A 26,153-nucleotide genomic window follows, 5' to 3' on the forward strand; every position below is an offset into this window, starting at 1 on the left:
TCAGTGCACTTCCTTCAGTTCACGGTAGGCGGCCACGAGGGCAGCGGTGGAGGCGTCGAGGCCGGGGACCTCGGCGCCCTCGGTGAGAGCGGGTTCGACGCGCTTGGCAAGGACCTTGCCGAGCTCCACGCCCCACTGGTCAAAGGAGTCGATGTTCCAGACGGCGCCCTGCACGAACACCTTGTGCTCGTAGAGCGCGATGAGCTGACCGAGCACCGACGGCGTCAGCTCGCGGGCGAGGATCGTGGTGGTGGGGTGGTTGCCGCGGAAGGTGCGGTGCGGCACCTGCTCCTCGGCCACGCCCTCCGCGCGCGCCTCCTCGGCGGTCTTGCCGAAGGCGAGCGCCTGACCCTGCGCGAACAGGTTCGCCATCAACAGGTCGTGCTGCGCCTTGAGTTCGTCGCTCAGCTCGGCCACCGGCCGGGCGAAGCCGATCAGGTCGGCCGGGATCAGCTTGGTGCCCTGGTGGATCAACTGGTAGTAGGCGTGCTGCCCGTTGGTGCCGGGCGTGCCCCACACCACCGGTCCTGTCTCCCAGTCCACCGGGTCGCCGTCACGGTCCACCGACTTGCCGTTGGACTCCATGTCGAGCTGCTGGAGGTAGGCGGTGAACTTCGACAGGTAGTGGCTGTAGGGCAGCACGGCGTGCGACTGGGCGTCGAAGAAGTTGCCGTACCAGATGCCCAGCAGACCCAGCAGCAGCGGGGCGTTGGCCTCCGCGGGCGCGGTGCGGAAGTGGTCGTCGACGATGCGGAAGCCGTCCAGCAGTTCCCGGAACCGGTCCGGCCCGATGGCGATCATCAGGGACAGGCCGATGGCGGAGTCGAAGGAGTAGCGGCCGCCGACCCAGTCCCAGAACTCGAACATGTTGTCCGCGTCGATACCGAAGCCGGTGACCTTCTCCGCGTTCGTCGACAGGGCGACGAAGTGCTTGGCGACCGCCTTCTCCTCCCCGCCGAGCCCGGCCAGCAGCCAGGACCGCGCCGAGGTGGCGTTGGTGATCGTCTCGATCGTGGTGAAGGTCTTCGAGGCGACGATGAACAGCGTCTCGGCGGGGTCGAGGTCGCGCACGGCCTCGTGCAGGTCGGCGCCGTCCACGTTGGAGACGAAGCGGAAGGTCAGCTCGCGCGCGGTGTACGGGCGCAGCACCTCGTAGGCCATGGCCGGGCCGAGGTCGGAGCCGCCGATGCCGATGTTCACGACGTTCCTGATCCGCCTGCCGGTGTGGCCGGTCCACTCACCGGAGCGGACCCGGTTCGCGAAGTCGCCCATCCGGTCGAGGACGGCGTGCACACCGGGCACCACGTTCTCGCCGTCCACCTCGATCACCGCGTCGCGCGGGGCGCGCAGCGCCGTGTGCAGGACCGCCCGGTCCTCGGTGGTGTTGATCTTCTCGCCACGGAACATGGCGTCCCGCAGCCCGAACACATCGGTGGCCGCCGCCAGTTCCTGGAGCAGGGAGAGCGTCTCGTCGGTGACGAGGTGCTTGGAGTAGTCGATGCGCAGGTCACCCACACGGACCACATACCGCTCGGCACGGCCGGGGTCGGCGGCGAACAGGTCGCGCAGGTGGTCGCGCCAGGCGGCGCGGTGGTCCTCCAGGGCGGTCCACTGGGGCCGCCGGGTGAGCTTCGGGGCGTCAGACATGAGTGGGCGTCTCCTTGGCGGCCTCGCCCCGCAGGGCGACGGCGTACATCTCGTCCGCGTCGAGGCGCCGGAGCTCCTCGGCGATGAGTTCGGAGGTGGTGCGCACCTTCAGCGCGAGGGTGCGCGAGGGCTGGCCCGGCAGGGACAGCGTGGCCAGCGGGCCCTCGGGGCGGTCGATGACGACCTCGCCGTTCGCGGTGCCCAGCCGTACCGCGGTGACCACCGGACCGGCCGTGACGATCCGTTCGATCTTCACCCGCAGCCGCGCCTCCAGCCACCGGGCGAGCAGCTCGGCGGCCGGGTTCTCGGCCTCGGCCTCCACCGCGCCGGACACGATCTTCTCGCGGGCCTGGTCCAGGGCGGCGGCCAGCATCGAGCGCCACGGGGTGAGCCGGGTCCAGGCGAGGTCGGTGTCGCCGGGCGCGTAGGAGCGCACCCGGGTCTGAAGCACCTGCAGGGGATTCTCCACCGCGTACAGGTCGGTGATCCGGCGCTGGGCGAGCGCGCCGAGCGGGTCCTGCGAGGGGTTGTCCGGCGCGTCCACCGGCCACCACACGACCACCGGCGCGTCCGGCAGCAGCAGCGGCAGCACGACCGAGTCGGCGTGGTCGGAGACCTCGCCGTAGGTGCGCAGCACCACGGTCTCGCCGGTGCCCGCGTCGGCGCCCACCCGTACCTCCGCGTCCAGGCGGGAGGCGGTGCGGTCGCGCGGGGTGCGGGCATGCCGCTTGATGACGACCAGGGTGCGCGAGGGGTGCTCGTGCGAAGCCTCCTCGGCGGCCTTGATGGCGTCGTAGGCGTTCTCCTCGTCCGTGACGATCACCATCGTCAGGACCATGCCCACCGCGGGGGTGCCGAGGGCGCGGCGGCCCTGGACCAGTGCCTTGTTGATCTTGCTTGCCGTGGTGTCGGTCAGGTCGATCTTCATGGCCTGCGCCAGCTCCGTCCGTCTAGTGCGAGCATCTCGTCGGCTTCCACGGGTCCCCAGCTGCCCGAGGGGTACTGCGCCGGCTTTCCGCTCCGCGCCCAGTACTCCTCGATCGGGTCGAGGATCCTCCAGGACTCTTCCACTTCCTGGTGACGGGGGAACAAATTGGCGTCGCCGAGCAGAACGTCCAGGATGAGCCGTTCGTACGCCTCCGGGCTGGACTCCGTGAACGACTCGCCGTAGGCGAAGTCCATCGTCACGTCCCGGATCTCCATGGAGGTGCCGGGCACCTTGGAGCCGAAGCGGACGGTGACGCCCTCGTCGGGCTGGACGCGGATGACGATGGCGTTCTTGCCCAGCTCCTCCGTGGCGGTGCGGTCGAAGGGGGAGTGCGGGGCCTGCTGGAAGACCACCGCGATCTCGGTGACCCGGCGGCCCAGCCGCTTTCCGGTGCGCAGGTAGAACGGCACCCCGGCCCAGCGGCGGTTGTCCACGCCCAGCTTGATGGCGGCGTACGTGTCCGTCACCGAGGAGCGGTCGATACCGTCCTCCTCCAGGTAACCGCGCACCTTCTCGCCGCCCTGCCAGCCCCCCGCGTACTGACCGCGCACGGTGTGCCTGCCCAGGTCCTCCGGCAGCCGCACGGACCGCAGCACCTTCAGCTTCTCCGTCAGCAGTGCATGGGCGTCGAACGCGGCCGGTTCCTCCATCGCGGTGAGCGCCATCAGCTGGAGGAGGTGGTTCTGGATGACGTCACGGGCCGAGCCGATGCCGTCGTAGTAGCCCGCCCGGCCGCCGATGCCGATGTCCTCGGCCATCGTGATCTGCACGTGGTCGACGTACGACCGGTTCCAGATCGGCTCGAACATCTGGTTGGCGAAACGCAGTGCCAGGATGTTCTGGACGGTCTCCTTGCCCAGGTAGTGGTCGATCCGGAAGACCTGCTCCGGGTCGAACACGTCGTGCACGATCGCGTTCAGCTCCTCGGCCGACTTCAGATCGTGCCCGAACGGCTTCTCGATGACCGCCCGGCGCCACGCCCCCTTCGGCGCGTCCGCCAGCCCGTGCTTCTTCAGCTGCTGGACGACCTTCGGGAAGAACTTCGGCGGTACGGACAGATAGAAGGCGTAGTTGCCGCTGGTGCCCCGGGAGGCGTCCAACTCCTCGACCGCCGCGCGCAGTTGCTTGAAGGCGTTGTCGTCGTCGAAGTCGCCCGGGATGAACCGCATGCCCTCGGAGAGCTGCTGCCAGACCTCCTCGCGGAAGGGGGTGCGGGCATGCTCCCTGACCGCGTCGTGCACGACCTGCGCGAAGTCCTGGTCCGCCCAGTCCCGGCGGGCGAACCCGACCAGCGAGAAGCCCGGCGGCAGCAGACCGCGGTTGGCCAGGTCGTAGACCGCCGGCATCAGCTTCTTGCGGGACAGGTCGCCGGTGACGCCGAAGATGACGAGCCCGGACGGCCCGGCGATGCGCGGCAGCCGCCGGTCGCGCGGGTCACGCAGCGGGTTGGCCCATTCGGAGGTCATGACGCGTCCGCCCCCTTGCTGTCCAGGGACTTGGCGACCGCCGCGAGGAGCTCCTCCCAGGCCGTCTCGAACTTCGCGACGCCCTCGTCCTCCAGCCGGGTGACGACCTCGTCGTAGGAGATGCCGAGCCGCTCCACCGCGGCGAGGTCGGCGCGGGCCTGGGCGTAGCCGCCGGTGACGGTGTCGCCGGTGATCACACCGTGGTCGGCGGTGGCGTCGAGGGTGGCCTCCGGCATGGTGTTGACGGTGCCCGGGGCGACCAGCTCGTCGACGTAGAGGGTCGGCTTGTAGGCCGGGTCCTTCACGCCCGTGGACGCCCACAGCGGGCGCTGCTTGTGGGCGCCGGCCGGGACCAGCTTCAGCCAGCGGTCGGAGGCGAAGACCTCTTCGTAGGCCGCATAGGCCAGGCGGGCGTTGGCGAGGGCGGCGCGGCCCTTGAGCGCGAGCGCCTCCTCATTGCCGAGCGCGGTCAGCCGCTTGTCGATCTCGCTGTCCACGCGGGAGACGAAGAAGGAGGCGACGGAGTGGATCGTCGACAGGTCGTGGCCCCGCTCGGCGGCCTGCTCCAGACCCGCCAGGTAGGCGTCCATGACCTGCCCGTAGCGCTCCAGCGAGAAGATCAGCGTGACGTTGACGCTGATGCCCTCGGCCAGCACCTCGGTGATGGCGGGCAGACCGGCCTTGGTCGCCGGAATCTTGATCATGACGTTGGGCCGGTCGACCAGCCAGGCGAGCTGCTTGGCCTCGGCGATCGTGGCCTTGGTGTGGTGGGCGAGGCGCGGGTCGACCTCGATGGAGACCCGGCCGTCCCGGCCCCCGGTCGCCTCGTACACCGGGCGCAGCACATCGGCGGCGGCGCGCACATCGGCCGTCGTCATCATCCGTACGGCTTCCTCGACCGTCACCCCGCGCAGGGCGAGGTCGGCGAGCTGGTCCTCGTAGCCGTCGCCGGAGCCGATGGCGGCCTGGAAGATCGACGGGTTGGTGGTCACGCCCACCACGTTCTTCGTGGCGAGGAGTTCGGCCAGGTTGCCGGAGGCGATCCGGGTGCGGGACAGGTCGTCCAGCCAGATGGAGACGCCCTCGTCGGACAGGCGCTGGAGTGCTCCCGCGGCGGCGGTTGCTTCGGTCACTGCGATCAACTTCTTTCTGGCGTTCGGATCAACCACGCGCGGCGGCCAGGGACTCCCGGGCCGCTGCCGCGACGTTCTCGGCGGTGAAGCCGTACTGGGCGAACAGGGTCTTGGCATCGGCGGAGGCGCCGAAGTGTTCGAGGGAGACGATGCGTCCCGCGTCCCCAACGAAGCGGTACCACGTCAGACCGATCCCGGCTTCGACCGCGACGCGGGCTCGCACGGACGGGGGAACGACGGAGTCCCGGTACGCGCGCGGCTGCTCCTCGAACCACTCCACCGACGGCATGGACACCACACGGGTGCCGACGCCCTCGGCTTCGAGCAGGTCGCGGGCGGCGACGGCGAGCTGGACCTCGGAGCCGGTGGCGATCAGCACCACGTCCGGGACCTCGGTGGAGGCCTCGCGCAGGACATAGCCGCCCTTGGCGGCGTCCTCGTTGCGCTCGTAGGTCGGTACGCCCTGACGGGTGAGGGCCAGGCCGTGCGGGGCGGGCGCGGTGGCGTGGCGGCGCAGGATCTCCGCCCAGGCGACGGCGGTCTCGTTGGCGTCGGCCGGACGGACGACGTTCAGGCCGGGGATGGCGCGCAGCGAGGCCAGGTGCTCGACCGGCTGGTGGGTGGGGCCGTCCTCGCCCAGACCGATGGAGTCGTGGGTCCACACATAGGTGACCGGGAGCTGCATCAGCGCGGACATCCGGACGGCGTTGCGCATGTAGTCGGAGAACACCAGGAAGGTGCCGCCGTAGACGCGGGTGTTGCCGTGCAGGGCGATGCCGTTCATCTCCGCGGCCATGGAGAACTCACGGATGCCGAAGTGGATGGTGCGGCCGTACGGGTCGGCCTCCGGGAGCGGGTTGCCCTGGGGCAGGAAGGAGCTGGCCTTGTCGATGGTCGTGTTGTTCGACCCGGCGAGGTCGGCGGAGCCGCCCCACAGCTCGGGGATGACCGGGCCGAGCGCCTGGAGCACCTTGCCGGAGGCGGCACGGGTCGCGACGGACGTACCGGGCTCGAACACCGGCACGGCGGCCTCCCAGCCCTCGGGGAGCTGCCCGGCGACGATGCGGTCGAATAGTTCGGCGCGCCCGGGGTTGGCGGTACGCCACTCCGCGAGCTGCTTGTCCCAGGCGGCGTGCGCCTCGGCGCCCCGGTCCAGGGCGCGGCGACTGTGGGCGAGGACTTCCTCGGCGACCTCGAAGGTCTGCTCCGGGTCGAAGCCGAGCAGGCGCTTGGTGGCGGCGATCTCCTCGTCGCCGAGCGCCGAGCCGTGGGAGGCCTCGGTGTTGCGGGCGTTCGGGGCGGGCCAGGCGATGATCGTGCGCATCGCGATGATCGAGGGGCGCCCGGTCTCCGCCTGTGCCGCCTTCAGCGCCGTGTGGAGGGCGCGTACGTCGACGTCGCCGTCCTCGGTGGGCTCGATGCGCTGGGTGTGCCAGCCGTAGGCCTCGTAGCGCTTCAGCACGTCCTCGGAGAACGCGGTCGCGGTGTCGCCCTCGATGGAGATGTGGTTGTCGTCGTAGAGGAAGACCAGGTTGCCGAGCTTCTGGTGGCCCGCGAGGGAGGAGGCCTCGGCGGCGACGCCCTCCTCCAGGTCGCCGTCGGAGACGATCGCCCAGACGGTGTGGTCGAACGGGGAGGCGCCCTCGGGGGCCTCGGGGTCGAACAGGCCGCGCTCGTAGCGGGCGGCCATCGCCATGCCGACGGCGTTGGCGACGCCCTGGCCGAGCGGTCCGGTGGTGGTCTCCACGCCCGCGGTGTGGCCGTACTCGGGGTGACCGGGGGTCTTCGAGCCCTGGGTGCGGAACGCCTTCAGGTCGTCCAGCTCCAGCTCGTACCCGGCGAGGAAGAGCTGGGTGTAGAGCGTCAGCGAGGTGTGACCGGGGGAGAGGACGAAGCGGTCGCGGCCGGTCCACTCGGGGTCAGCGGGGTCGTGGCGCATCACCTTCTGGAAGAGCGTGTACGCGGCCGGCGCGAGGCTCATCGCGGTGCCGGGGTGGCCGTTTCCGACCTTCTGCACGGCGTCCGCGGCCAGCAGGCGCGCGGTGTCGACGGCACGCCGGTCGAGGTCGGTCCAGTCCAGGGGGTCCGGGTACTGCGTGCTCATCTGAAGCCAGTCCTCTTCAAGAGTTCATCGAATACGGCGTCTTTGCTGGTGAGGCGCGTTCGACTGTAAAAGTCTGACTTTTTCGAGGGAAGGTCCAGGTGTGTCAGCCTGTGGTGAAAGTGGGACACGCAGTGCGGGGCCGAGGCGGTACGAGGGCGACATGGCGGACAGAACAGTGCAAGGCGACGGCGAGGACGGCATCAGAACCTTCCCCTTCCCGGTCGACCTGAGCGTGCTCGGCGTCGGTATGCGCGTCGGACCGATGGAACCGGAGCGCACCTGGCACGCCGAGGCGCCGCCCGGGCGGGTGCACCGCATCGACTTCCACGTCGTGATGCTGTTCGACGACGGCCCCGTCCGTCACATGATCGACTTCACCGAGTACGAGGCGGGCGCGGGCGACCTGCTCTGGATCCGCCCCGGCCAGATCCACCGCTTCAGCGACACGAGCGCCTACCGGGGCACCGTCCTGACCATGCAGCCGGGTTTCCTGCCCCGCGCGACGGTCGAGGCGACCGGCCTGTACCGCTACGACCTGCCCCCACTGCTCCATCCGGACGAAGCCCAGCTCGCGGCCCTGCGCTCCTCACTGCGCCAGCTCCGCCGCGAGTACAAGGACTCGACCACGCTTCCCCTCAGCCTGCACACGGCCGTGCTGCGCCACTCCCTGTCGGCGTTCCTGCTGCGCCTCGCCCATCTCGCGGCCAGCGCGCACGACACGGCCCACCGGGAGGCGGACTCCGCCTTCACCCAGTTCCGGGACGCGGTGGAGCGCGGCTTCGCCACCAACCACAGCGTCAGCGCCTACGCCGACCAACTCGGCTGCTCCCGCCGCACCCTGGTGCGCGCGGTCCGGGCGGCGACCGGGGAGACACCGAAGGCGTTCATCGACAAGCGGGTCGTCCTGGAGGCCAAGCGCCTCCTCGCCCACACCGACCTCCCGGTCGGCCGGGTCGGCGCGGCCATTGGGTTCCCCGATCCGGCGAACTTCTCCAAGTTCTTCCACCAGCACACGGAGATGACGCCAGCGGCGTTCCGGGCGGAGATGCGGTAGGGAGGGGAGGGGGGTTGGGTTCGTCGGTGAGATTGGGTTTCGGCGGATTCGGGCGCCCGATGTGGCGACGGTACGGCGTGTCGGTGGCCCGAATCCGACAGTCACCGTAGGCGCGACGGCGGTCCGGAACTCCCGGTCGGGAATCCGGACCGCCGCAGTGCTGGCCGCCGGTGTCAGCGGCCGAAATGGAACCAGTTGACGTTCACGAAGTCGGCCGGCTGGCCGCTGGTGAAGGTCAAGTACACGTCGTGCGTGCCTGTTACCGCGCTGATGTTCGCCGGGACGGTCCGCCAGCTCTGCCAGCCGCCGGTGTTGGCGAGGGCGAAACTCCCGATGGGCGCGTTGCTACGGCTGTCCAGGCGCACCTCGACCAGGCCGCTCACCCCGCCCCCGGCCCCGCTCGCGACCCGCGCCACGAACTGAGTGGCCGCCGAGGAGCCGAAGTTGACGCCCTTGTACAGCGCCCAGTCGCCGTTGGCGATGCCGGCGATGTTCTGGCCGCCGCCCGAGTCGGAGGTGGACTCCAGGAACGTGCCGGACTGGCTGTCGTGGGACTCGGCCTGGATGGCACTGTAGGCGTCCCGGTTGCCGGTCGGCGGAGGCGTCGTGGGGCCGCCGCCGCTGGACAGCACCTGGACGTAGTCCACGACCATGGAGTGACCCGGCACGGTCGCGCCGTCCGGACCGCCGCCGAACGCGTCCACGAACCCGCCGCCCATCGCCACGTTCAGGATGATGAAGTACCCGTGGTTGGTGGCGTTGTTCCAGGTCGTCGCGTCGACCTGGTTGGAGCGCACGGTGTGGTAGTTGATGTCGTCGACGTAGAAGCGGATCTGCTCCGGGCTGGTCGAGCGGTCCCACTCCACCGCGTAGGTGTGGAAGCCCGCCTGGCAGGTGGCGCCGGGACAGGCGCGCGAACCGCCGATGCCGGACGTCTCGTTGCAGGGGCCGCCCGGGGACGTACCGCAGTGCATCGTCGACCAGACGGTGTTGAGGCCCTGGACGTTCTCCATGATGTCCAGCTCGCCGACGCTCGGCCAGTTCCACCAGTTGCCGCGGTAGGGCGTGCCCAGCATCCAGAACGCGGGCCAGTAGCCGCGGGCGGCGGCGCCGGTGACGTTGGGCATCTGGATACGGGCCTGCACCCGCAGCTTGCCGCCCGCCGGCGGCTGGAAGTCACCGCGCACCGTCTCGATCCGGCCGGACGTCCAGTTGCCGGAGGCGTCCCGGCGCGGGGTGATGCGCAGATTGCCGTTGCCGTCCAGGGACACGTTGTTGGTGCTGGACGTCATGCTCTCGATCTCGCCGGTGCCCCAGTTGGCGGGCCCGCCCGGGTAGCCGTGGCCGGTCGCGTACTGCCAGTTGGCGGTGTTGACGCCGGTGTTCGCGGGGCCGTTGAAGTCGTCCACGAAGACCTGCGTCCAGCCCGACGGGGGCGGAGGCGCGGCGGCGTCGGCGGACGCGACGGCCGCCGCCGCGAGGCCGAGCGCGCTGAACGCCGCGACGAGCGCGCGCCGCACCGGGCGCCGTCGTCTGTGGGGGGTGCCGGAGGATTCACTCATCGGGTGCTGCCTCTCGGGTACGGGTGTGGGGTGCGGGGAGTCTTTGAGAGCGGACTGAGAGCGCTCTCAAAGTGACGTCAATGTGCCCCCGGGCACCCCGGTCGTCAAGAGGTGAAGCAGAGAAAACCCGGTCGGGGTTGGTGAGTTCACGCAGTGAAGGGGCCATGCATGGATCAGCACGGTCGGGGGCGGCCGTGCTGATCCGGGAGTCGCGGGTGAGGGTGGCCCTGGGGCCGTGTGGCCGTGCTGGTCGGGGAGTCGCGGGTGGCGGTGGCCTGTGGCCGTGCTGGTCGGGGAGTCGCCGGTGCCTACGGCCTCGCGCCCATATCCATCCGGGAGTCGCCGGTGCCTACGCCCCCGCGCCCGTACCGATCCGCAAGCCGCCGTGCCTACGGCCTCGCGCCCGTGCTCACCGCCCTTTCGTGTTCCGGGAGTTCGGGTGCCTCGGTGATCCCGATCCGGTCGTGCAGCCGGCGCAGCGGCCGCGGTGCCCACCAGGCGTGCCGCCCGAGCAGGGCCATGGTCGCCGGGACGAGCAGCATCCGTACGACGGTGGCGTCGATGAGCACCGCCAGCGTGAGCCCCAGCCCGATCTGCAGGATGGGGGAGAAGCCGCCCGTCATGAAGGCGCCGAAGACCACCGCCAGCAGCAGCGCGGCGCAGGTGACGACGCGTCCGGAGCGACGCAGGCCGGTCACGACGGCCTCGCGGTCGTCCTCGCCGCGCTCCCGGGCCTCCCGCATCCGGGCGAGGATGAACAGCTCGTAGTCCATGGCGAGTCCGAAGGCGATGGCCACGATCAGCGGCGGGGCGGTCAGGCTCAGCGCGCCCAAGCCCTCGGCGCCCAGCAGCCCGGCCAGATGGCCGTCCTGGAACACCCACACCACCGCACCGAGCGCCGCGCCAAGACTGAGCAGCGTGGTCGCGATGGTGCGCAGCGGGATGAGCACCGAGCCGGTGAAGGCGAACAGCAGTGCGAAGATACCGGCGAGCACGGTCACCGCGGCCCAGGGCGCCCGCTCGGCGAGCATCTCCCGGAAGTCCACCAGCCGCGCCGCGACCCCGGTCACCTCCACCGGTTCGTCGCCGCGCAGGTCACGGATGTGCTCCACCAGGTCCGTGGCGGCCTCGCCGTCCGCGCTCCCCGGCGGCTGGATCTCCACCACCGTGGTCCCGCCCGGCAGTTCACGCGACTCGGCACCCGACAGCGAGCCGATCCGCTCGGCCGTCGCCGGGTCGGTGCCGGGACGGACGACCACGGTGATCGGCTCGACCCCGGTACCGGCCGGGAAGTGCGCGTCGACCGTGTCGTAGAGCTGTCGTGCCTCGGTGTTCGTGGGCAGTTGCTTGGCGTCGCCGATGCCGATGGTCAGCTGGGCGACGGGCAGGGCCAGTACCAGCAGCGCCGGTACGACGGTGGCGACCACGGCGATCCGGCGGCGCGCCGCGAACCGGCCCAGCCGCGCGAACAGCCGGCCCTCCTCGCGGTCCGGGCGGACCTTCGCGGCCGGGATCCGCCCGCCGAACCTGGCCAGCAGCGCGGGCAGCAGGGTGAGCGCCGCCAGCATGTCGACGACCACCACGGCGGCCACGGCCAGGCCCATGCTGCGCAGGAACACGCTCGGGAAGACCAGCAGCCCGGTCAGGCTGACGGCGACCGTGAGCCCGGAGAACAGCACGGTACGCCCGGCCGCGGCGACCGTACGGTGCACGGCCTCCACCACGTCCTCGGTGTGCCGGCGCTCCTCCCGGAACCGCACCAGCATCAACAGGGCGTAGTCCACGGCGAGTCCGAGCCCCAGCATGGTGGTCACCTGGATCGCGTACACGGAGATGTCCGTGACCTCACTGAACGCGAACAGCGCCAGGAACGCGCCCGCGATCCCGCTGACCGCGATCACCAGCGGCAGCGCCGCGGCGCGCAGCCCGCCGAACACCACCAGAAGCAGGGCGAGTACGACCGGAAGGGAGATCAACTCGGCGTTCTTGACGTCCGCCTGGGCCCGCTCGCCGATCTGCATGCCGAGCAGTTCACCGCCGCTGACATGGACGTCGGGCGCGTCGATCTCCCGGATGCGGTCCGCGGCGGCGTTGACCGCGTCCTCCTCGGCCTCGCCGTCCAGACCGCCCTCGAACGTGACCGGGATGATCAACGCCCGGCCGTCCTCGGCGGTGAGACCGGGCGTGGTGTACGGATCGGGCACGGCCGCGACCCCGGCGATCTCGCGCACCTCGGCGACGGCCCGTTCCACCTGGGCGCGCAGCGCGGCGTCGGAGACCGACTCGCCCGCGACGACCGCGGTGACGGACTCGCCGGTCGGGTCGACCGAGGAGAGGTACTCCTCGGCCAGCTCCGACTCGGTACCGGGTACGTTCGGTACCTCGTCGGAGAGCCGTCCGAAGACGCCTGTGCCGAGCCCGAAGCCGAGCAGCAGGAAGAGCAACCAGAGAAGCATGACGGTGAGTGGGCGGCGGGTGGCCGCCCGGGCGAACGTGGAGAGCACGGGAGCCTCCGGCGAATCGGGACAGTGGTCAAGTGCCCCCAGACTCGTCCCGGACCGGGGTGCGCCGGATCGCCGGAGGGAGCGGTTTGCGGGGCTCCGTCGTACGGGGGAGGGACGGGGCGGACTCACTCGTACGAGGGATGGGGCGGCGGGAATCCTCGGGACGGGCCGGGAGTTGTCCGGTCAGGAAAGCTTGATCGCCGGGTCGAGGACGGCCAGGGGGTCGGGAACGTCGTTCACGGGGGAGCGCGCATGTCCGAGGAGCAGAGGCAGGAACAGACGCGGGAGCAGGAGCCGACGGGGGAGCAGCCGGAGTCCGGGGTCCGCGAACTGCGGCTCGTGGTCACCGCCGAGGACTACGACGCCGCGCTGCACTTCTACCGGGATGTCCTCGGACTGCCCGAGCGGGCCGCGTTCTCCTCGCCGGGCGGGCGGGTGAGCATCCTGGAGGCGGGCCGGGCCACACTGGAGCTGACCGACCCGAACCACGCGGAGTTCATCGACGAGGTCGAGGTCGGACGGCGGGTCGCCGGGCACATACGGGTGGCGTTCGAGGTGGCCGACTCACCGGCGGTGACGCGCCGCCTGGCGGACGCCGGCGCCCAGGTCGTCGCCGATCCGACGCGCACGCCCTGGAACTCGCTCAACTCCCGTCTGGAGGCGCCGGGTGCCCTGCAGTTGACACTGTTCACCGAACTGGGGGACGACCGTCAGGACTGATGCTCCCCGGGCGTCACCAGCCCGGTCTCGTAGGCGCAGATCACCGCCTGCACCCGGTCCCTGAGCCCCAGCTTGCTCAGCACATTGCTGACGTGGGTCTTCACGGTGTGCTCGCTGACGAACAGGGCCGAGGCGATCTCCGCGTTGGACAGGCCGCGGGCCAGCATCCGCAGGGTCTCCACCTCCCGCGCGGTGAGCACCTCCAGACGCTCTGGGGTGACCTCCGCCGCCGTCTCCTGACGGCGCCGCCGCACCAGGTCCGCGACCAGGCGCCGGGTCACGGTCGGGGCGAGCAGGGAGTCCCCGGCGGCGACCACCCGGACCGCGTGCACCAGGTCGTCCCGGCGCACGTCCTTCAACAGAAAGCCGCTGGCCCCCGCGCACAGCGCCTCGTACACGTACTCGTCCAGATCGAAGGTGGTGAGCATGACGACCTTGCAGGCGGACTGCCCGCACACCCGGCGGGCCGCCTCCAGACCGTCCATGACGGGCATCCGGATGTCGAGCAGCAGCACGTCCGGCGCGTGCCGCTCCACGGCGGCCACCGCCTCCGCGCCGTCCCCGGCCTCGGCAACCACCTCGATGTCCGGCTGCGCCTCCAGGATCATGCTGAAGCCGCTGCGGACCAGTTCCTGGTCGTCGGCGACCACCACGCGGATGCTCACCCGAGCGCCACCTGCCGGTCACCGGCCGGAAGGCGTACGACGACCCGGAACCCGCCCTCGGGACCGCGCCCGGTCCGTGCGCTGCCTCCGCAGGCCGCGGCCCGTTCCCGGATGCCGATCAGCCCATGGCCTCCGCCCGGCCCCGACGGGCCCTGTCCGTCGTCCGTCACCGACAGCGTCAACTCGTCCTCCCCCCACTCCAGAGCGACCGTAGCGGACGAGGCGCAGGCGTGCTTCACGGTGTTGGTGAGCGCCTCCTGCACGATGCGGAAGGCGGCGACCTCGGTGTCCGGCGGCAGCGGGCGCGGATCGCCGTCGGTGCGCAGGCCGACGCGGAGTCCGGTGGTCTCGGTGACCTGGCGGACCAGTCCGGACAGCGCCGCCACGCCCGGTTGCGGCACGCGCCGCGCGCCGCCCTCGCGCTCCTCCTCCTTCAGCACCCCGAGGATGCGCCGCAACTGGGCCATCGCGTCCCGGCCGGTCGCCGCGATGGCGTCGAACGCGGCCTCCGCGCGCTCCGGATCGCTGCGCACCACCACCGGACCCGCCTCGGCCTGCACCACCATCAGGCTGACGGCGTGGGCGAGGATGTCGTGCATGTCCCGGGCGATCCGCGCCCGTTCCTGCGCGATGGCCCGCGCGGTGTCGGCGGCCCGCTCCTGCTCCAGTCGCCGGGCCCGGTCCACCAGGGCCGCGGTGTAGGCGCGCTGCACCCGGGCGAGCATGCCGAAGCCGTACCCGAAGACCAGGCTGAGCAGTTGGAAGGCGTACTCGAAGGGGAGGGGATCCTCCTTGTGCTGCATGGTGAGGACCACGCCGAGGATCCAGCCCGTCAGCATGAACCGGCGCTGCCAGACCTTGCCCTGGGCGGCCATCGTGTACAGGACGACCAGGCCGCCGTAGACGACGTCCGGGGGCGGGGCGTGGTACCAGGCCATGGAGGCCGTGGCCGCGGAGACGGCGGCCGCGGTGACGAAGGGCGCGCGGCGACGCCACACCAGGGGCAGCGCGGTGGCCAGGGCGAGCAGCCAGCCCTGCGTCGTGAGCCGGTCGTCGCCCTCGTCCGGGAACATCCACTGGAGGGAGGCGGCGAACAGCACCAGCGCGGCGAGCGCGGCGTCGACGACGTACGGGTTCGCCGTGCGCAGCCGGGTGACGGCGGGCGCGAGCCAGGACGGCGGGGGCATGGGCGGCTCCCTGGGCTCTCGGGGGAGGAGGCCCGTCCAGTATCGGAGCCGGACGCGCCACGGTCCTCACCGGTGAGAGGGATATCGGACCCGCTCGGGCCGGGTCCGCGAGACCTCTCGACCGGCCCATGGGGGCGAGTGCGAGGTCTAGCGCTCGGCCGCGGGGGTAAGAGTGATGTCCCTGGGCCGGCCTCCCGGGGCGGTGCGGGGTTGTTCGGTCCGCTGGCCGGGGTAGTGCGGGGTCCTTCGATCCGCTGGCCGGGCGAGTGCGAGGTCTCTCGGTTGGCGTGCGGGGGCAAGTGCGAGGTCTGGCGGTCGGACTCGGGGGTCAGAGTGTTGTCCCTGGGCCCGCTTCCCGGGGCGGTGCGAGTTCTACGGTCGGCTGGCCGGGGTAGTGCGGGGCTTTTCGGTCCGCCCGCCGGGGTAGTGCGAGGTCCCTCGGTCCGCCCGTCGGGGTAGGAGCGGCAGCGTGGGTCCCACCTACCCCGTCGCTCCCCCATCCGGTAGCCACCCCAGGCCCCGTGAGATCCCCCGTGCCGCGAGCCGCACCGCCGGGGCCAGTACCGGGACCTGGGCGCCCGCCTCGGGTACCACCACCGACACGGCGGCGACGACCGTGCCGTCGGCGCCGCGTACCGGGGCGGCCACCGACAGGGCGTCGTCGGTGACCTGGCGGCTGCTCACCGCGACACCCGTGCGCCGCACCTCGGCCAGCGCACGGCGCAGCCGGGCGGGATCGGTGAGGGTGTACGGGGTGAAGGCGGCCAGCGGGCCCGCGCAGTACTCCTCCTGCCGGGCCGGGTCGTCGTGGGCCAGCAGGACCAGGCCCACTCCGGTGGCGTGCAGCGGCCAGCGGGCGCCGACCCGGATGTGGACGCCGACGGCGGAACGGCCCGAGAGCCACTCGATGTAGACGACGTCGTCGCCGTCGCGCACCGCCAGCTGCACGTTCTCGTGGGTGGCCTCGTACAGGTCCTCCAGGTACGGCAGCGCCACCTGGCGCAGGCCGAGTCCGCGCGGTGCCAGCGCCGCCAGTTCCCACAGCCTGAGCCCCACGTGGTACCGGCCCTCCGGGTCCCGCTCCAGCGCGCCCCACTGACTGAGCACCCGCACCAGCCGGTGCGCGGTGCTCAGACTCAGCCCGGCCCGCCGGCTGATGTCCGTCAGGCGCAGCGCCGGATGCTCGTGGTCGAAGGCGGCGAGCACGGCCAGCAGCCGGTCGGGCGCGGAAAGAGGGGAACGGGGGGAACGAGGGGGCATGACCCGGCGTCAGCCGGCGGCCTGCCGGTAGGAGTACACGGTGGTCGACACCGCGCACACGCCCGGCTGGATCACCTGGGCGCGCAGGGTGCCGGTCCGGGCGTCGTAGTCCACGCCCTCCGTTTCGAAGGTGCCCGAGCACCAGCTGCGCTGCGGCAGGGCGAACAGGGACTTCACCGTGCCGGTGATGGGCTGGCCGTCCAGCTTGCGGGGGAGGTCGACCTGGAGGAGCGGGCGGATCTCCGGGAAGTGGGAGCCGGTCGCGTCGTTGGAGGCGCACACCAGGCGGGTGTCGGTGACGAAGTCGCAGCCCTGGATGTCCCGTACCGGCTTGTCCAGGGTGATCTGCCAGGCCTCCTTCAGGTCGCCGCCGGTCGGCGGGGTGGACTTGTTGAGTACCGGCGTCGGGAAGACCTGGAGGCGGTGCTGCTCGCCCCACTCGCCCGCCACCATCCACTGACCGTCCGGGGAGACGGCGGCGAAGGAGTTGTTCAGCTTCTCGCCCGGGTTGAGCTGATGCACGTACTCGTAGCGTTTGCCGGACGGGGTGGTTACCGCGAACATCTTCGAGGTCGCGTTGTCCGGGCCCTGGTAGGCGTCGAAGACATGGCCCTCGGCGATGTCGGGGTCGCCGATGTGGTTCCAGCCCTTGATCCGCAGCGACAGCGGTATGTCGAGCAGCCCCCGGTACAGCAGTGAGCCGTCGGCCCGGCTCGCCAGCCCCTGCCCGCCGCCCAGGGTGTCGGTGTACGCCGTACCGGCCTCCGCCCACTGCGGGTCACCGGCCGCCGTGGCCGTGCTCGCACCGAGCGCCAGCGCACCGAACAGAGCGGCCGCGCAGGTGAGTTGACGTTTCATCAGGCTCCCTTCCCATCGACGAGGACAGGGGGAATCGAACCATGGATCGCCGCGCGGGTCACCGTGTCGGGGAGCGGCGGTCAAAGGCCGATGCCGTCCGCGCGTTGGACAATTCGACCGGGCCGGAATCCCCCTCCCCGGGGAGGGAGAGGATGGCCGTGGCTCATCGACGCGGTGATCGGGCGAGGAAAGGTGCGGGCGTGAGGCTGACGATTCTGGGCGGCGGCGGATTCAGGGTGCCGCTCGTGTACGGGGCGTTGCTGGCCGACCGGGGCGAGGGCCGGGTGACCGAGGTCGTACTGCACGACCTGGACGCCGGGCGGCTCTCGGCGATCACCCGGGTGCTGGCCGAGCAGGCGGCGCCGGTTACCGACGCGCCCGCGGTCACCGCCACCACCGACCTCGACGAGGCGTTGCGCGGCGCCGACTTCGTCTTCTCCGCCATCCGGGTCGGCGGCCTGGAGGGCAGGGCGAACGACGAGCGGGTGGCGCTCGCCGAGGGCGTCCTCGGCCAGGAGACGGTCGGCGCCGGGGGCATCGCCTACGGGCTGCGGACCGTGCCGGTGGCCGTGGACATCGCCCGCCGCGCGGCCCGGCTCGCCCCGGACGCCTGGGTCATCAACTTCACCAACCCCGCGGGCCTGGTCACCGAGGCCATGTCCCGCCACCTGGGCGACCGGGTCATCGGCATCTGCGACTCGCCGGTCGGCCTCGGCCGCCGTATCGCCCGTGTACTCGGCGTGCAGAACCCCGCCGAGGCCTGGATCGACTACGTCGGCCTCAACCACCTCGGCTGGGTCCGCGGCCTGCGCGTCGCCGGACGGGACGAACTCCCGCGGCTGCTCGCCGACCCGGCGCTGCTCTCCTCCTTCGAGGAGGGCAAGCTCTTCGGCGCCGACTGGCTGCGCGCACTCGGCGCGATCCCCAACGAGTACTTGCACTACTACTACTTCAACCGCGAGACCGTCCTCGCCTACCAGCGCGCCGAGCGCACCCGCGGTGCCTTCCTGCGCGACCAGCAGGCCCAGTTCTACGACGGGGTGGCCGACCCGCAGGCCGGGGCGCTGGCCGCCTGGGAGCGTACCCGGGCCGAGCGCGAGGCCACCTACATGTCCGAGAACCGGGAGACCGCGGGCGCCGGCGAGCGCGAGGCCGACGACCTGTCCGGCGGCTACGAGAAGGTCGCCCTCGCCCTGATGCGGGCCATCGCCCGCGACGAGCGCACCACCCTGATCCTCAACGTCCGCAACCGGCACACCCTGTCCGTGCTCGACGCCGACTCGGTCATCGAAGTGCCCTGCCTGGTCGACGCCAACGGCGCCCACCCGGTCGCCGTCGACCCGCTCCCCGGCCATGCCACCGGACTCGTGTGCTCGGTGAAGGCGGTCGAGCGGGAGGTGCTGGCGGCCGCCGAGTCCGGGTCACGGGCGACGGCGGTGAAGGCGTTCGCGCTGCATCCGCTGGTCGACTCGGTGAACGTCGCGCGCAGGCTGGTGGAGGGGTACACCGCGGTCCATCCGGGCCTGGCGTACCTTGTGTAAGCGACCTTGTGCAAGCGCTTTCCCCGGCTTACCGTCAGCCTTCCGCCCGCCCTTTGGAGACCCCATGCACGACGAACGCCGGAGGATCGAGCAGCGTGTCGAGCGTCTGCACCACCAGCGCATCCGCCCCGCGCTGTACGCGGCCACCGTGCCGCTGACGGTGGAGGCATGGCCGGCGCCGGGCGAACCGGTGCCGTTCGAGGAGGCCGCCTCCGCCCCGTACGCCCCCTTCGCGATGGACACCCCCTGGGGCCCGCCGTGGGGCACCACCTGGTTCCGGATGCGCGGCGAGGTGCCCGCCGCCTGGGCGGGCAGGCGCGTCGAGGCGGTCATCGACCTCGGCTTCACCAGCGACTGGCCCGGCAACCAGGCCGAGGCCCTCGTCCACCTCCCCGACGGCACCCCGCTGAAGGCGGTCAACCCGCTCAACCAGTACGTCCCCGTGGCGCGGACGGCGACCGGCGGCGAGCGGATCGACTACCTCGTCGAAGCGGCCTCCAACCCCGACATCCTGGCCGACGGCTTCGCCCGCCCCACCCCCCTCGGCGATGTCCTGACCGCGGGCGACCGCCCCCTGTACACCTTCCGCCGTGCCGACCTCGCCGTCCTCGACGAGGAGGTCTTCCACCTCGACCTGGACGTCCAGGTGCTGAGCGAGTTGATGCGGGAGCTGGGCGAGCACGACCCGCGCCGCCACGAGATCGCGCACGCCCTGGACCGGGCCATGGACCTCCTCGACCTGGACGACATCCCCGGCTCGGCGCCCGCCGTCCGCGAGGCCCTGAAGCCGGCCCTGTCCCGGCCCGCGCACGCCAGCGCCCATGTGATCTCCGGGGTCGGCCACGCCCACATCGACTCCGCCTGGCTGTGGCCCATCCGCGAGACCAAGCGCAAGACGGCCCGCACCTTCTCCAACGTCACCGCGCTCGCCGAGGAGTACGACGACTTCGTCTTCGCCTGCTCCCAGGCCCAGCAGTACGCGTGGGTGCGCGACCACTACCCGAAGGTGTGGGCGCGTATCGAGGAGGCCGTGCGCAAGGGACAGTGGGTGCCGGTCGGCGGCATGTGGGTGGAGGCCGACGGCAACCTGCCCGGCGGCGAGGCCGTCGCCCGCCAGTTCGTGCACGGCAAGCGGTTCTTCATCGAGCACTTCGGCATCGAGACCAAGGGCGTGTGGCTGCCCGACTCCTTCGGCTACAACGCGGCCTACCCGCAACTCGCCAAGCTGGCGGGCAACGAGTGGTTCCTCACCCAGAAGATCTCCTGGAACCAGACCAACAAGTTCCCCCACCACACCTTCTGGTGGGAGGGCATCGACGGCACCCGCATCTTCACCCACTTCCCGCCCATCGACACCTACAACGCCCGCTTCAGCGGCGAGGAGATGTCCCGCGCGGTCCGCAACTACGCCGAGAAGGGCGGCGCCACCCGCTCCCTCGCCCCCTTCGGCTGGGGCGACGGCGGAGGCGGCCCCACCCGCGAGATCATGGAACGGGCGCGCAGGCTCGCCGACTTGGAAGGCTCCCCGAAGGTCGTCGTCGAGCACCCGGACGAGTTCTTCGCCAAGGCCCGCGAGGAGTACCCGGACGCCCCGGTCTGGGTCGGCGAGCTGTACCTGGAGCTGCACCGCGCCACCTACACCACGCAGGCCCGCACCAAGCAGGGCAACCGGCGCAGCGAACACGCCCTGCGCGAGGCGGAGTTGTGGGCGTCCACGGCAGCGCTGCACGCCCCCGGGTACGCCTACCCGTACGAGCGGCTGGACCGGCTGTGGAAGACGGTGCTGCTGCACCAGTTCCACGACATCCTGCCGGGCTCCTCCATCGCCTGGGTGCACCGGGAGGCGGAGGCCGAATACGCGCGGGTCGCCGCGGAGTTGGAGGCCCTGACGACCGAGGCGCTGGCGGCGCTGGGCGCGGGGGAGACCCGCGTCTTCAACACCAGCCCGTACGAGCGGCGGGAGGTGCTGCGCACGCCGGACGGAGGGCCGACCCTCGTGCGCGTCCCGGCGAACGGCAGCGCACCCCTCACCCCGGTCGCCCCCCAGCACCCCGTGACCGTCGAGGAACGCGCCCTCGACAACGGCCTCGTCCGCGTGGAACTGGCCGAGGACGGCACCCTCGCCTCGGTGTACGACCGGCGCGCGGGCCGCGAAGTCCTGGCGGGCAAGGGCAACTCGCTGCGCCTGCACACCGACCTGCCCAACTACTGGGACGCCTGGGACGTCGACAAGCACTACAACAACCGCTACACCGACCTGCTGGAGACCACGGAGATCACGGTCGTCGGGCAGGACCCGCTGATCGGCGCGATCCGCGTCGTCCGCGCCTTCGGCAACGGCTCCACGATCACCCAGACCGTCACCCTGCGCGCCGACAGCCCCCGCATCGACTTCGCCACCGACCTCGACTGGCGCGAGGCCGAGAAGTTCCTCAAGGCGGGCTTCCCGGTCGACGTCCGCGCCCCGCACTCCTCCGCCGAGATCCAGTTCGGCCACGTCCAGCGGCCCACGCACACCAACACCACCTGGGAGGCGGCCCGATTCGAGGTCTCCGGCCACCGCTGGGTGCACATCGGCGAACCCGGTTACGGTGTCGCCGTCCTCAACGACTCCACCTACGGCCACGACATCTCCCGCACGGTCCGCGAGGACGGCGGCACGACCACCACGGTCCGGCTCAGCCTGGTCCGCGCCCCGCGCGTCCCCGACCCCGAGGCCGACCAGGGCAGGCACCGCTTCACCTACGCCCTGCTCCCCGGCGCCGACATCGCGGACGCGGTCGCCGAGGGCTACGCCCTCAACCTGCCCCTCCGCGTGGCGGACACGGCCGCACCGCCCGCCCCCGTGGTCGCGGTCGACGGCGACGGCATCACCGTCGAGGCCGTCAAGCTCGCCGACGACCGCTCCGGCGACGTCGTCGTACGGCTTTACGAGTCCCGCGGCGGCCGCGCCCGCGGCACCCTGCGCCCCGGTTTCCGCACCGCCCGGGCCCACATCACCGACCTCCTCGAACGCCCCCTGTCCGAGGCGCCCCTCACCGACGGTGCCGTCCCCCTCGAACTGCGCCCCTTCCAGATCCTGACCCTCCGCCTGGCGAGGAGCTGACCGTGCCGATACCGCCCTGGTTCACCGACGCCAAGCTCGGGATCTTCGTCCACTGGGGGATCTACGCGGTCGACGGCGTCGCGGAGTCCTGGTCCTTCTACGACGGACGCGTGCCCTACGACCGGTACCTCTCCCAACTCGACCGCTTCGCCGCCGCCCGGTACGAACCGCGGGAGTGGGCCCGCCTCTTCGCCCGGGCCGGCGCCCGGTACGCGGTGCTCACCAGCCGCCACCACGACGGCGTCGCCCTGTGGGACTCCGCCCACGGCAAGCTGAACGTGGGCCGGGACCTGATCCGTCCGTACGCCGACGCCCTGCGCGAGGAGGGCCTGAAGGTGGGCCTGTACTACTCGCACTCCGACTGGAGCCACCCCGACTACGCCTCCGTCCGCAAGCCCGGCGGACTGCCCGGCCAGGAGGAGAACCCCTACGCCCAGCCCGCCGAGGGGCACGAGGACCCGGCGGCCTGGGAACGGTACCTGGCCTACCGGGACGGCCAGATCCGCGAGCTGACCACCCGCTACCGGCCCGACCTGCTGTGGTTCGACGGGGAGTGGGAGCGCACCGAGGAACAGTGGCGCATCCCCGAACTGGCCGCCCTGATCCGCTCCGAGGTCCCGGACGTCGTCCTCAACGCGCGCATGCTGAGCGAGGGCGACTACGCCACCCCCGAGCAGGGCGCCCCGGTGACCCCACCGGACGGCCCCTGGGAGCTGTGCCTGACGGTCAACGACTCCTGGGGCTTCCAGCACCACGACCACCATCACAAGTCGGTCGCCCAACTGGTCCGCTACTTCACCGAGACCATCGGTGGGGGCGGCAACCTCCTCCTCGACGTCGGCCCGCGCGAGGACGGCACGATCCCCGCCCCGCAGGCCGAGCGGCTGGAAGGGCTCGGCGACTGGATCGCCCGGCACGCGGACGCCGTGTACGGCACCGGGCGGGGGCTGCCCGCCGGGCATCACTACGGCCCGAGCACCCTGTCGGCGGACCGGCGCACCCTGTACCTGACCCTGTTCGACATCCCGCGCGCCGAGATCGGGGTGCGGGGGCTGGTCAGCAGGGCGCGCCGGGTCACCGTGCTGGGGAGCGGCCGGGAGCTGCCGTACCGGGTGATCGGCGGGCTGCACGAGACGCCGGGCGTACTGTGGATCGGCCCGCCCGCCGAGACCGACCTCGATCCGTACGCCACCGTGCTCGCCGTCGAGTTGGACGGCGAGCTGGAGGTGTACCGGGGCACGGGACGTGCCTGACGGGCGTGGGGATGCCAGCCGTGCTCCCCACACCCGTCAGGCGGTCGTCAGCCGGTGAACCCGGCCGTGATGGAGGTGAACTGCCAGTTGCTCTGGCTGATGCCGGAGCAGTTGCTCACCACGCCGCCGCCGGGGCACGGCCGGTCACGGTTGACCGACCAGAAGGCGAGCCGCGCGATGTGGTGGGAGTTCGCCCAGTCGCGGATCTGCGTCCAGGTGCCCGGCGAGGTCAGCTCCTGCTGGTCGCTGAGCCCGTTCATGCCGGAGATCCCGATGTGCGCGTAGGCGGTCGCGTCGTCCCACCCGAAAGTGGACTTCAGCTTGTTCTTCAGGCCCTCCGTCGCGTTCACGGTGTTGCCGTACATGTCGGCGCCGCCGCCGAAGTCGAACGGCATGATCGTGAACACGTCGATGTCGGCGTTGAGCGCCTTGGCCTGCTCGATGAGCCGGTTGCCCCAGTAGTTCGGGCCCGTGGTCGTCGTACCGAAGGTGATGATCGTGCGCAGGCCGGGGTTGTTGGCCTTGACGATCTTCAGGGCGTTGAGGATGCGGTCCTGCACCACCGCGTTCTCGAATTCGTCGGTGTTCTCGATGTCGACGTCGATCGCCTTGAGGCCGTAGGCGTCGATCACCCGCTGGTAGGCGCCCGCGAGGGCCTCCGCCGACGAGCAGTTCGGCCCGAGCTTGTTGCCGCTCCAGCCGCCGATCGAGGGCACGATGTCACCGCCCGCCGCGCGGATGGAGTTGATGACGCTCTGGTCGTTGCCGCCGGTCAGCGGACGGTTGCCGTCCCATGCCGGGTTGCAGCCGCCGGAGGAGAGGATGAAGGCCATCGTGTACCACTTGATACCGGTCTGGCTCATCACCGAGGCCGCGTTCGGCGGGTCGCCCCAGCCGAGGTACAGATAGGGCGCGGCCTGCTTGAAGCCGCCTCCGCCGCCGCCCTGGTCGGTGGTCACGCTGACCGCGTTGGAGGCCGGCGAGGTGTTCCCGGCGGCGTCCCGCGCCCGCACGGTGAAGGTGTAGGAGGTGCTCGGGGACAGCCCGCCGACGGTGGCGCTGGTGCCGGACACGCTGGTCGCCAGGGTCGAGCCGCGGTAGACGTCGTACGAGGTGACGCCGACGTTGTCGGTGGAGGCGTTCCAGGCCAGCGAGACGCTGGTGGAGCTCTTGCCGGTGGAGCGCAGGTTGCCCGGCGCGGTCGGCGCCTGGGTGTCCGAGCCGCCGCCCGGCCCGTCCAGGCTCACGTCGTCGGCGTAATAGGTGCCCTGCGCGTACCAGCCGTGCGTGTACACGGTGGCCGAGGTCTGCGAGGCGCCGGTCGTGAACGACACCGTGAGCCTGCTGTACGCGGACGGCGAGGTCGTCCAGGTGGCGGCGCCGCCCTCGACGCCGAGGTAGACATAGCTGCCGCGCACCCAGCCGCTGAGCGTGTACGCGGTGTTCGGCTGGACCCGTACCGTCTGGCTGCACTTGGCGATGTCGCTCGAACTCACCGCGCCCTGCAGGGCCCGCGAGCCGCCGTGCACGGGCGAGGAGACGACCGAGCCGAGGTTCCCGGTGCAGGTCCAGGGGGAGAGGGAGCCGGACTCGAAGCCCGGGTTGGACAGGATGTTGGCCGCGTGGGCCGTGCCGGGCAGGGCGACCGCTCCGGTGAGCGCGAGGGCCGCCGAGCCCAGCAGTGCGAGGAAGCGACGTCCGGGACGTCTGAACAGTGAGGTGCGCACGCGAACTCCCTGAAGATATGGGGGTGGTTCGGGAGGTGGTGCAGAAAGAGAGTGCGCAACCAAATTGGTATGGACCAACTGAACTGTCAAGAAGGCGAGCGTCAATTGGTCCGTACCGGAGTACTTCTACAGGGGCAGGGCCTGGCCCTCCCGGGCCGTCTCGACCGAGGTGACCGGCGCCGGTACGGCGGGCAGCGACTGCTGCGGCTCGGCCGGGCGCTGCTGCGGCAGGGACACGCTCCGCAGCGGACGGGGACCGGAGACGACCGTGTAGTCCTGCCCGAGGAACGGCGGGACGATCTCGCCCGGGTCCTCGCCGAGCGCCAACTGCACGGCCGCCCAAGGCGCGTTGACCCCGCACAGCGACAGCTGGTGCAGCCCGCCCGCCGGACGGGTGTTGACGTCCATCAGCACCGGGCGGTCCCCGAACATCCGGAACTGGATGTTGGACAGGTAGTGCAGCCCGAAGCCCTCCGCGAGCGCCCGCGCGGGCTCCAGCCACTGCTCGTGCAAGGTGAACCCGCGGCGGCGGCCGTTCTTGGTGCGGCCCAGCGCCATCCGGATCCGGTTGTCGGGGCCGGTGAGGCAGTCCACCGACACCTCCGGCTGCTCAAGGCGCGGCATGACCAGCCAGTCGACCTCCTCCTCGGCCCGCTGCAGTGCGTCCACCACCAGATCGAGGGGGACGTAGGGGCTGGGGAAGCCCTCCAGGTGCACGAGAGAGAAGGGGGCGCGGGTGATCACGCGGAAGCCCACCCCGCCCGCTCCGGAGGCGGGCTTGAAGCACGCCCGGTGCCCGGCCGCCTCCAGTTCCTCGACCGCGGCGACCAGTTCCTCGGCGCCCCGCACCCGCCACCACGGCGGCACCGGCACCCCGATCGCCTGCACGGCCTCGTACGCGATCACCTTGTCCTGGAAGACGGCCACGGCCTCCGGCGGCGGCGCCAGCAGCGCGGTGCCGACCGCCTCGAACTCGGCGCGGTGCGCGACCACCGCGGACTGGTGCAGCCGCGGCACGAAGACATCGATGCCGCGACGGACGCACTGGTCGAGCGCGTACTCCACGTACGCGGCGGGGGACAGGCCCTCCGGCTCCAGGTCGGCGGTGTCGGCGGCGGCCAGCACGGGGGAGTCGGCGTCACCGTGCGTCGCATGGATCTCCACCGCGCGATCGCTGGGATTTCGGCGGAGCTGATCCATGAAGAACACGTTCTCCGCGTACGTGCGGTTGAGCCAGACGCGTACGCGAGAGACCATGCAGGCCGCCTTTCACGGTTCGGGGCACGGCGAAGCGGGCCGTGCCCGGCCAGGGAGTATGGAGGGACACCAAACCGCCCCGTACGAAGGGAAGTTCCAGCGGTGGTGTTGGGGCGATCAT

18 protein-coding genes are annotated in these 26,153 nt (G+C 71.5%); 5 read left to right on the forward strand and 13 right to left on the reverse strand.

All coding sequences use genetic code 11. The annotated features are described in order from the left end of the window. The 5 genes from pgi to tkt are packed head-to-tail and all read right to left on the reverse strand — an operon-like array spanning position 1 to position 7,338. Positions 1-1,647 carry a glucose-6-phosphate isomerase gene (pgi, locus tag ACZ7L7_RS01665; protein ID WP_472074377.1) on the reverse strand — a complete coding sequence of 549 codons (1,647 nt, stop codon included), beginning with the start codon at positions 1,645-1,647 and terminating at the stop codon, positions 1-3. Continuing rightward, positions 1,640-2,575, reverse strand: coding sequence for a glucose-6-phosphate dehydrogenase assembly protein OpcA (gene opcA / locus ACZ7L7_RS01670; protein WP_285513812.1), 936 nt, complete (start codon positions 2,573-2,575; stop codon positions 1,640-1,642). Before opcA ends, pgi begins: the two co-directional genes overlap by 8 nt. Then, entirely contained in the window at positions 2,572-4,101 is a 1,530-nt protein-coding gene (zwf, locus tag ACZ7L7_RS01675; protein ID WP_472074379.1) for a glucose-6-phosphate dehydrogenase, read from the reverse strand. Before zwf ends, opcA begins: the two co-directional genes overlap by 4 nt. Further along, the gene (gene tal, locus ACZ7L7_RS01680; RefSeq protein ID WP_285513814.1) at positions 4,098-5,243 is read right to left on the reverse strand and encodes a transaldolase; all 1,146 of its coding nucleotides are present in this window, start codon (positions 5,241-5,243) and stop codon (positions 4,098-4,100) included. The genes zwf and tal overlap by 4 nt, the downstream gene beginning before the upstream one ends. 19 nt (positions 5,244-5,262) lie before the next feature. Beyond that, positions 5,263-7,338: a transketolase gene (gene tkt, locus ACZ7L7_RS01685; RefSeq protein WP_285513815.1), complete on the reverse strand. Its 2,076-nt coding sequence runs from the start codon at positions 7,336-7,338 to the stop codon at positions 5,263-5,265. Between the two features lie 160 nt (positions 7,339-7,498). Between tkt and ACZ7L7_RS01690 the strand changes: the two genes are divergently transcribed. Further along, complete coding sequence (locus ACZ7L7_RS01690; protein WP_453601693.1) at positions 7,499-8,392, forward strand: helix-turn-helix domain-containing protein; 894 nt, start codon at positions 7,499-7,501, stop codon at positions 8,390-8,392. A gap of 173 nt (positions 8,393-8,565) precedes the next feature. On the opposite strand, the gene ACZ7L7_RS01695 is transcribed toward ACZ7L7_RS01690, so the two are convergent. Beyond that, positions 8,566-9,954, reverse strand: coding sequence for a glycoside hydrolase family 16 protein (locus ACZ7L7_RS01695; protein WP_285513817.1), 1,389 nt, complete (start codon positions 9,952-9,954; stop codon positions 8,566-8,568). 389 nt (positions 9,955-10,343) lie between these two features. Next, positions 10,344-12,458: an MMPL family transporter gene (locus tag ACZ7L7_RS01700; RefSeq protein ID WP_285513818.1), complete on the reverse strand. Its 2,115-nt coding sequence runs from the start codon at positions 12,456-12,458 to the stop codon at positions 10,344-10,346. Between the two features lie 252 nt (positions 12,459-12,710). Here ACZ7L7_RS01700 and ACZ7L7_RS01705 point away from each other — a divergent pair, with 252 nt between their 5' ends. Further along, positions 12,711-13,178, forward strand: a complete 468-nt coding sequence (locus tag ACZ7L7_RS01705; protein WP_285513819.1) for a VOC family protein — start codon at positions 12,711-12,713, stop codon at positions 13,176-13,178. Here the strand turns inward: ACZ7L7_RS01705 and ACZ7L7_RS01710 are convergent. The 4 genes from ACZ7L7_RS01710 to ACZ7L7_RS01725 all read right to left on the reverse strand — a co-directional run bounded on the left by ACZ7L7_RS01710 (position 13,169) and on the right by ACZ7L7_RS01725 (position 17,148). Beyond that, the gene (locus tag ACZ7L7_RS01710) at positions 13,169-13,843 is read right to left on the reverse strand and encodes a response regulator (protein ID WP_285513820.1); all 675 of its coding nucleotides are present in this window, start codon (positions 13,841-13,843) and stop codon (positions 13,169-13,171) included. The genes ACZ7L7_RS01705 and ACZ7L7_RS01710 overlap by 10 nt on opposite strands. Further along, on the reverse strand, positions 13,840-15,030 hold the full coding sequence (locus ACZ7L7_RS01715; RefSeq protein WP_285513821.1) for a sensor histidine kinase: 1,191 nt from the start codon (positions 15,028-15,030) through the stop codon (positions 13,840-13,842). The genes ACZ7L7_RS01710 and ACZ7L7_RS01715 overlap by 4 nt, the downstream gene beginning before the upstream one ends. 480 nt (positions 15,031-15,510) lie before the next feature. Then, on the reverse strand, positions 15,511-16,290 hold the full coding sequence (locus ACZ7L7_RS01720; RefSeq protein ID WP_471591630.1) for an IclR family transcriptional regulator: 780 nt from the start codon (positions 16,288-16,290) through the stop codon (positions 15,511-15,513). 9 nt (positions 16,291-16,299) lie between these two features. Further along, positions 16,300-17,148, reverse strand: a complete 849-nt coding sequence (locus tag ACZ7L7_RS01725; RefSeq protein WP_471591631.1) for a hypothetical protein — start codon at positions 17,146-17,148, stop codon at positions 16,300-16,302. A 200-nt stretch (positions 17,149-17,348) separates the two neighbouring features. On the opposite strand from ACZ7L7_RS01725, the gene ACZ7L7_RS01730 reads away from it, so the two are divergent. The 3 genes from ACZ7L7_RS01730 (at position 17,349) to ACZ7L7_RS01740 (ending at position 23,048) form a co-directional block, all read left to right on the forward strand. Continuing rightward, a complete protein-coding gene (locus tag ACZ7L7_RS01730) occupies positions 17,349-18,689 on the forward strand; it encodes a 6-phospho-beta-glucosidase (RefSeq protein ID WP_472074382.1) in 1,341 nt (446 codons plus the stop codon). A gap of 64 nt (positions 18,690-18,753) precedes the next feature. Continuing rightward, positions 18,754-21,795, forward strand: a complete 3,042-nt coding sequence (locus tag ACZ7L7_RS01735; RefSeq protein WP_453601708.1) for an alpha-mannosidase — start codon at positions 18,754-18,756, stop codon at positions 21,793-21,795. Positions 21,796-21,797: 2 nt separating this feature from the next. Then, positions 21,798-23,048: an alpha-L-fucosidase gene (locus ACZ7L7_RS01740; RefSeq protein WP_285513826.1), complete on the forward strand. Its 1,251-nt coding sequence runs from the start codon at positions 21,798-21,800 to the stop codon at positions 23,046-23,048. 47 nt (positions 23,049-23,095) lie between these two features. On the opposite strand, the gene ACZ7L7_RS01745 is transcribed toward ACZ7L7_RS01740, so the two are convergent. Together ACZ7L7_RS01745 and ACZ7L7_RS01750 are read right to left on the reverse strand one after the other, a co-directional pair. Beyond that, positions 23,096-24,775 (reverse strand): carbohydrate binding domain-containing protein, encoded by a 1,680-nt coding sequence (locus ACZ7L7_RS01745; RefSeq protein ID WP_472074384.1) that lies wholly within the window; start codon positions 24,773-24,775, stop codon positions 23,096-23,098. Positions 24,776-24,901: 126 nt separating this feature from the next. Next, positions 24,902-26,032, reverse strand: coding sequence for an ATP-grasp domain-containing protein (locus ACZ7L7_RS01750; RefSeq protein WP_453601715.1), 1,131 nt, complete (start codon positions 26,030-26,032; stop codon positions 24,902-24,904). Positions 26,033-26,153: the final 121 nt, after the last annotated feature.

The sequence above is a fragment of the Streptomyces sp. NPDC110618 genome (assembly GCF_055657065.1).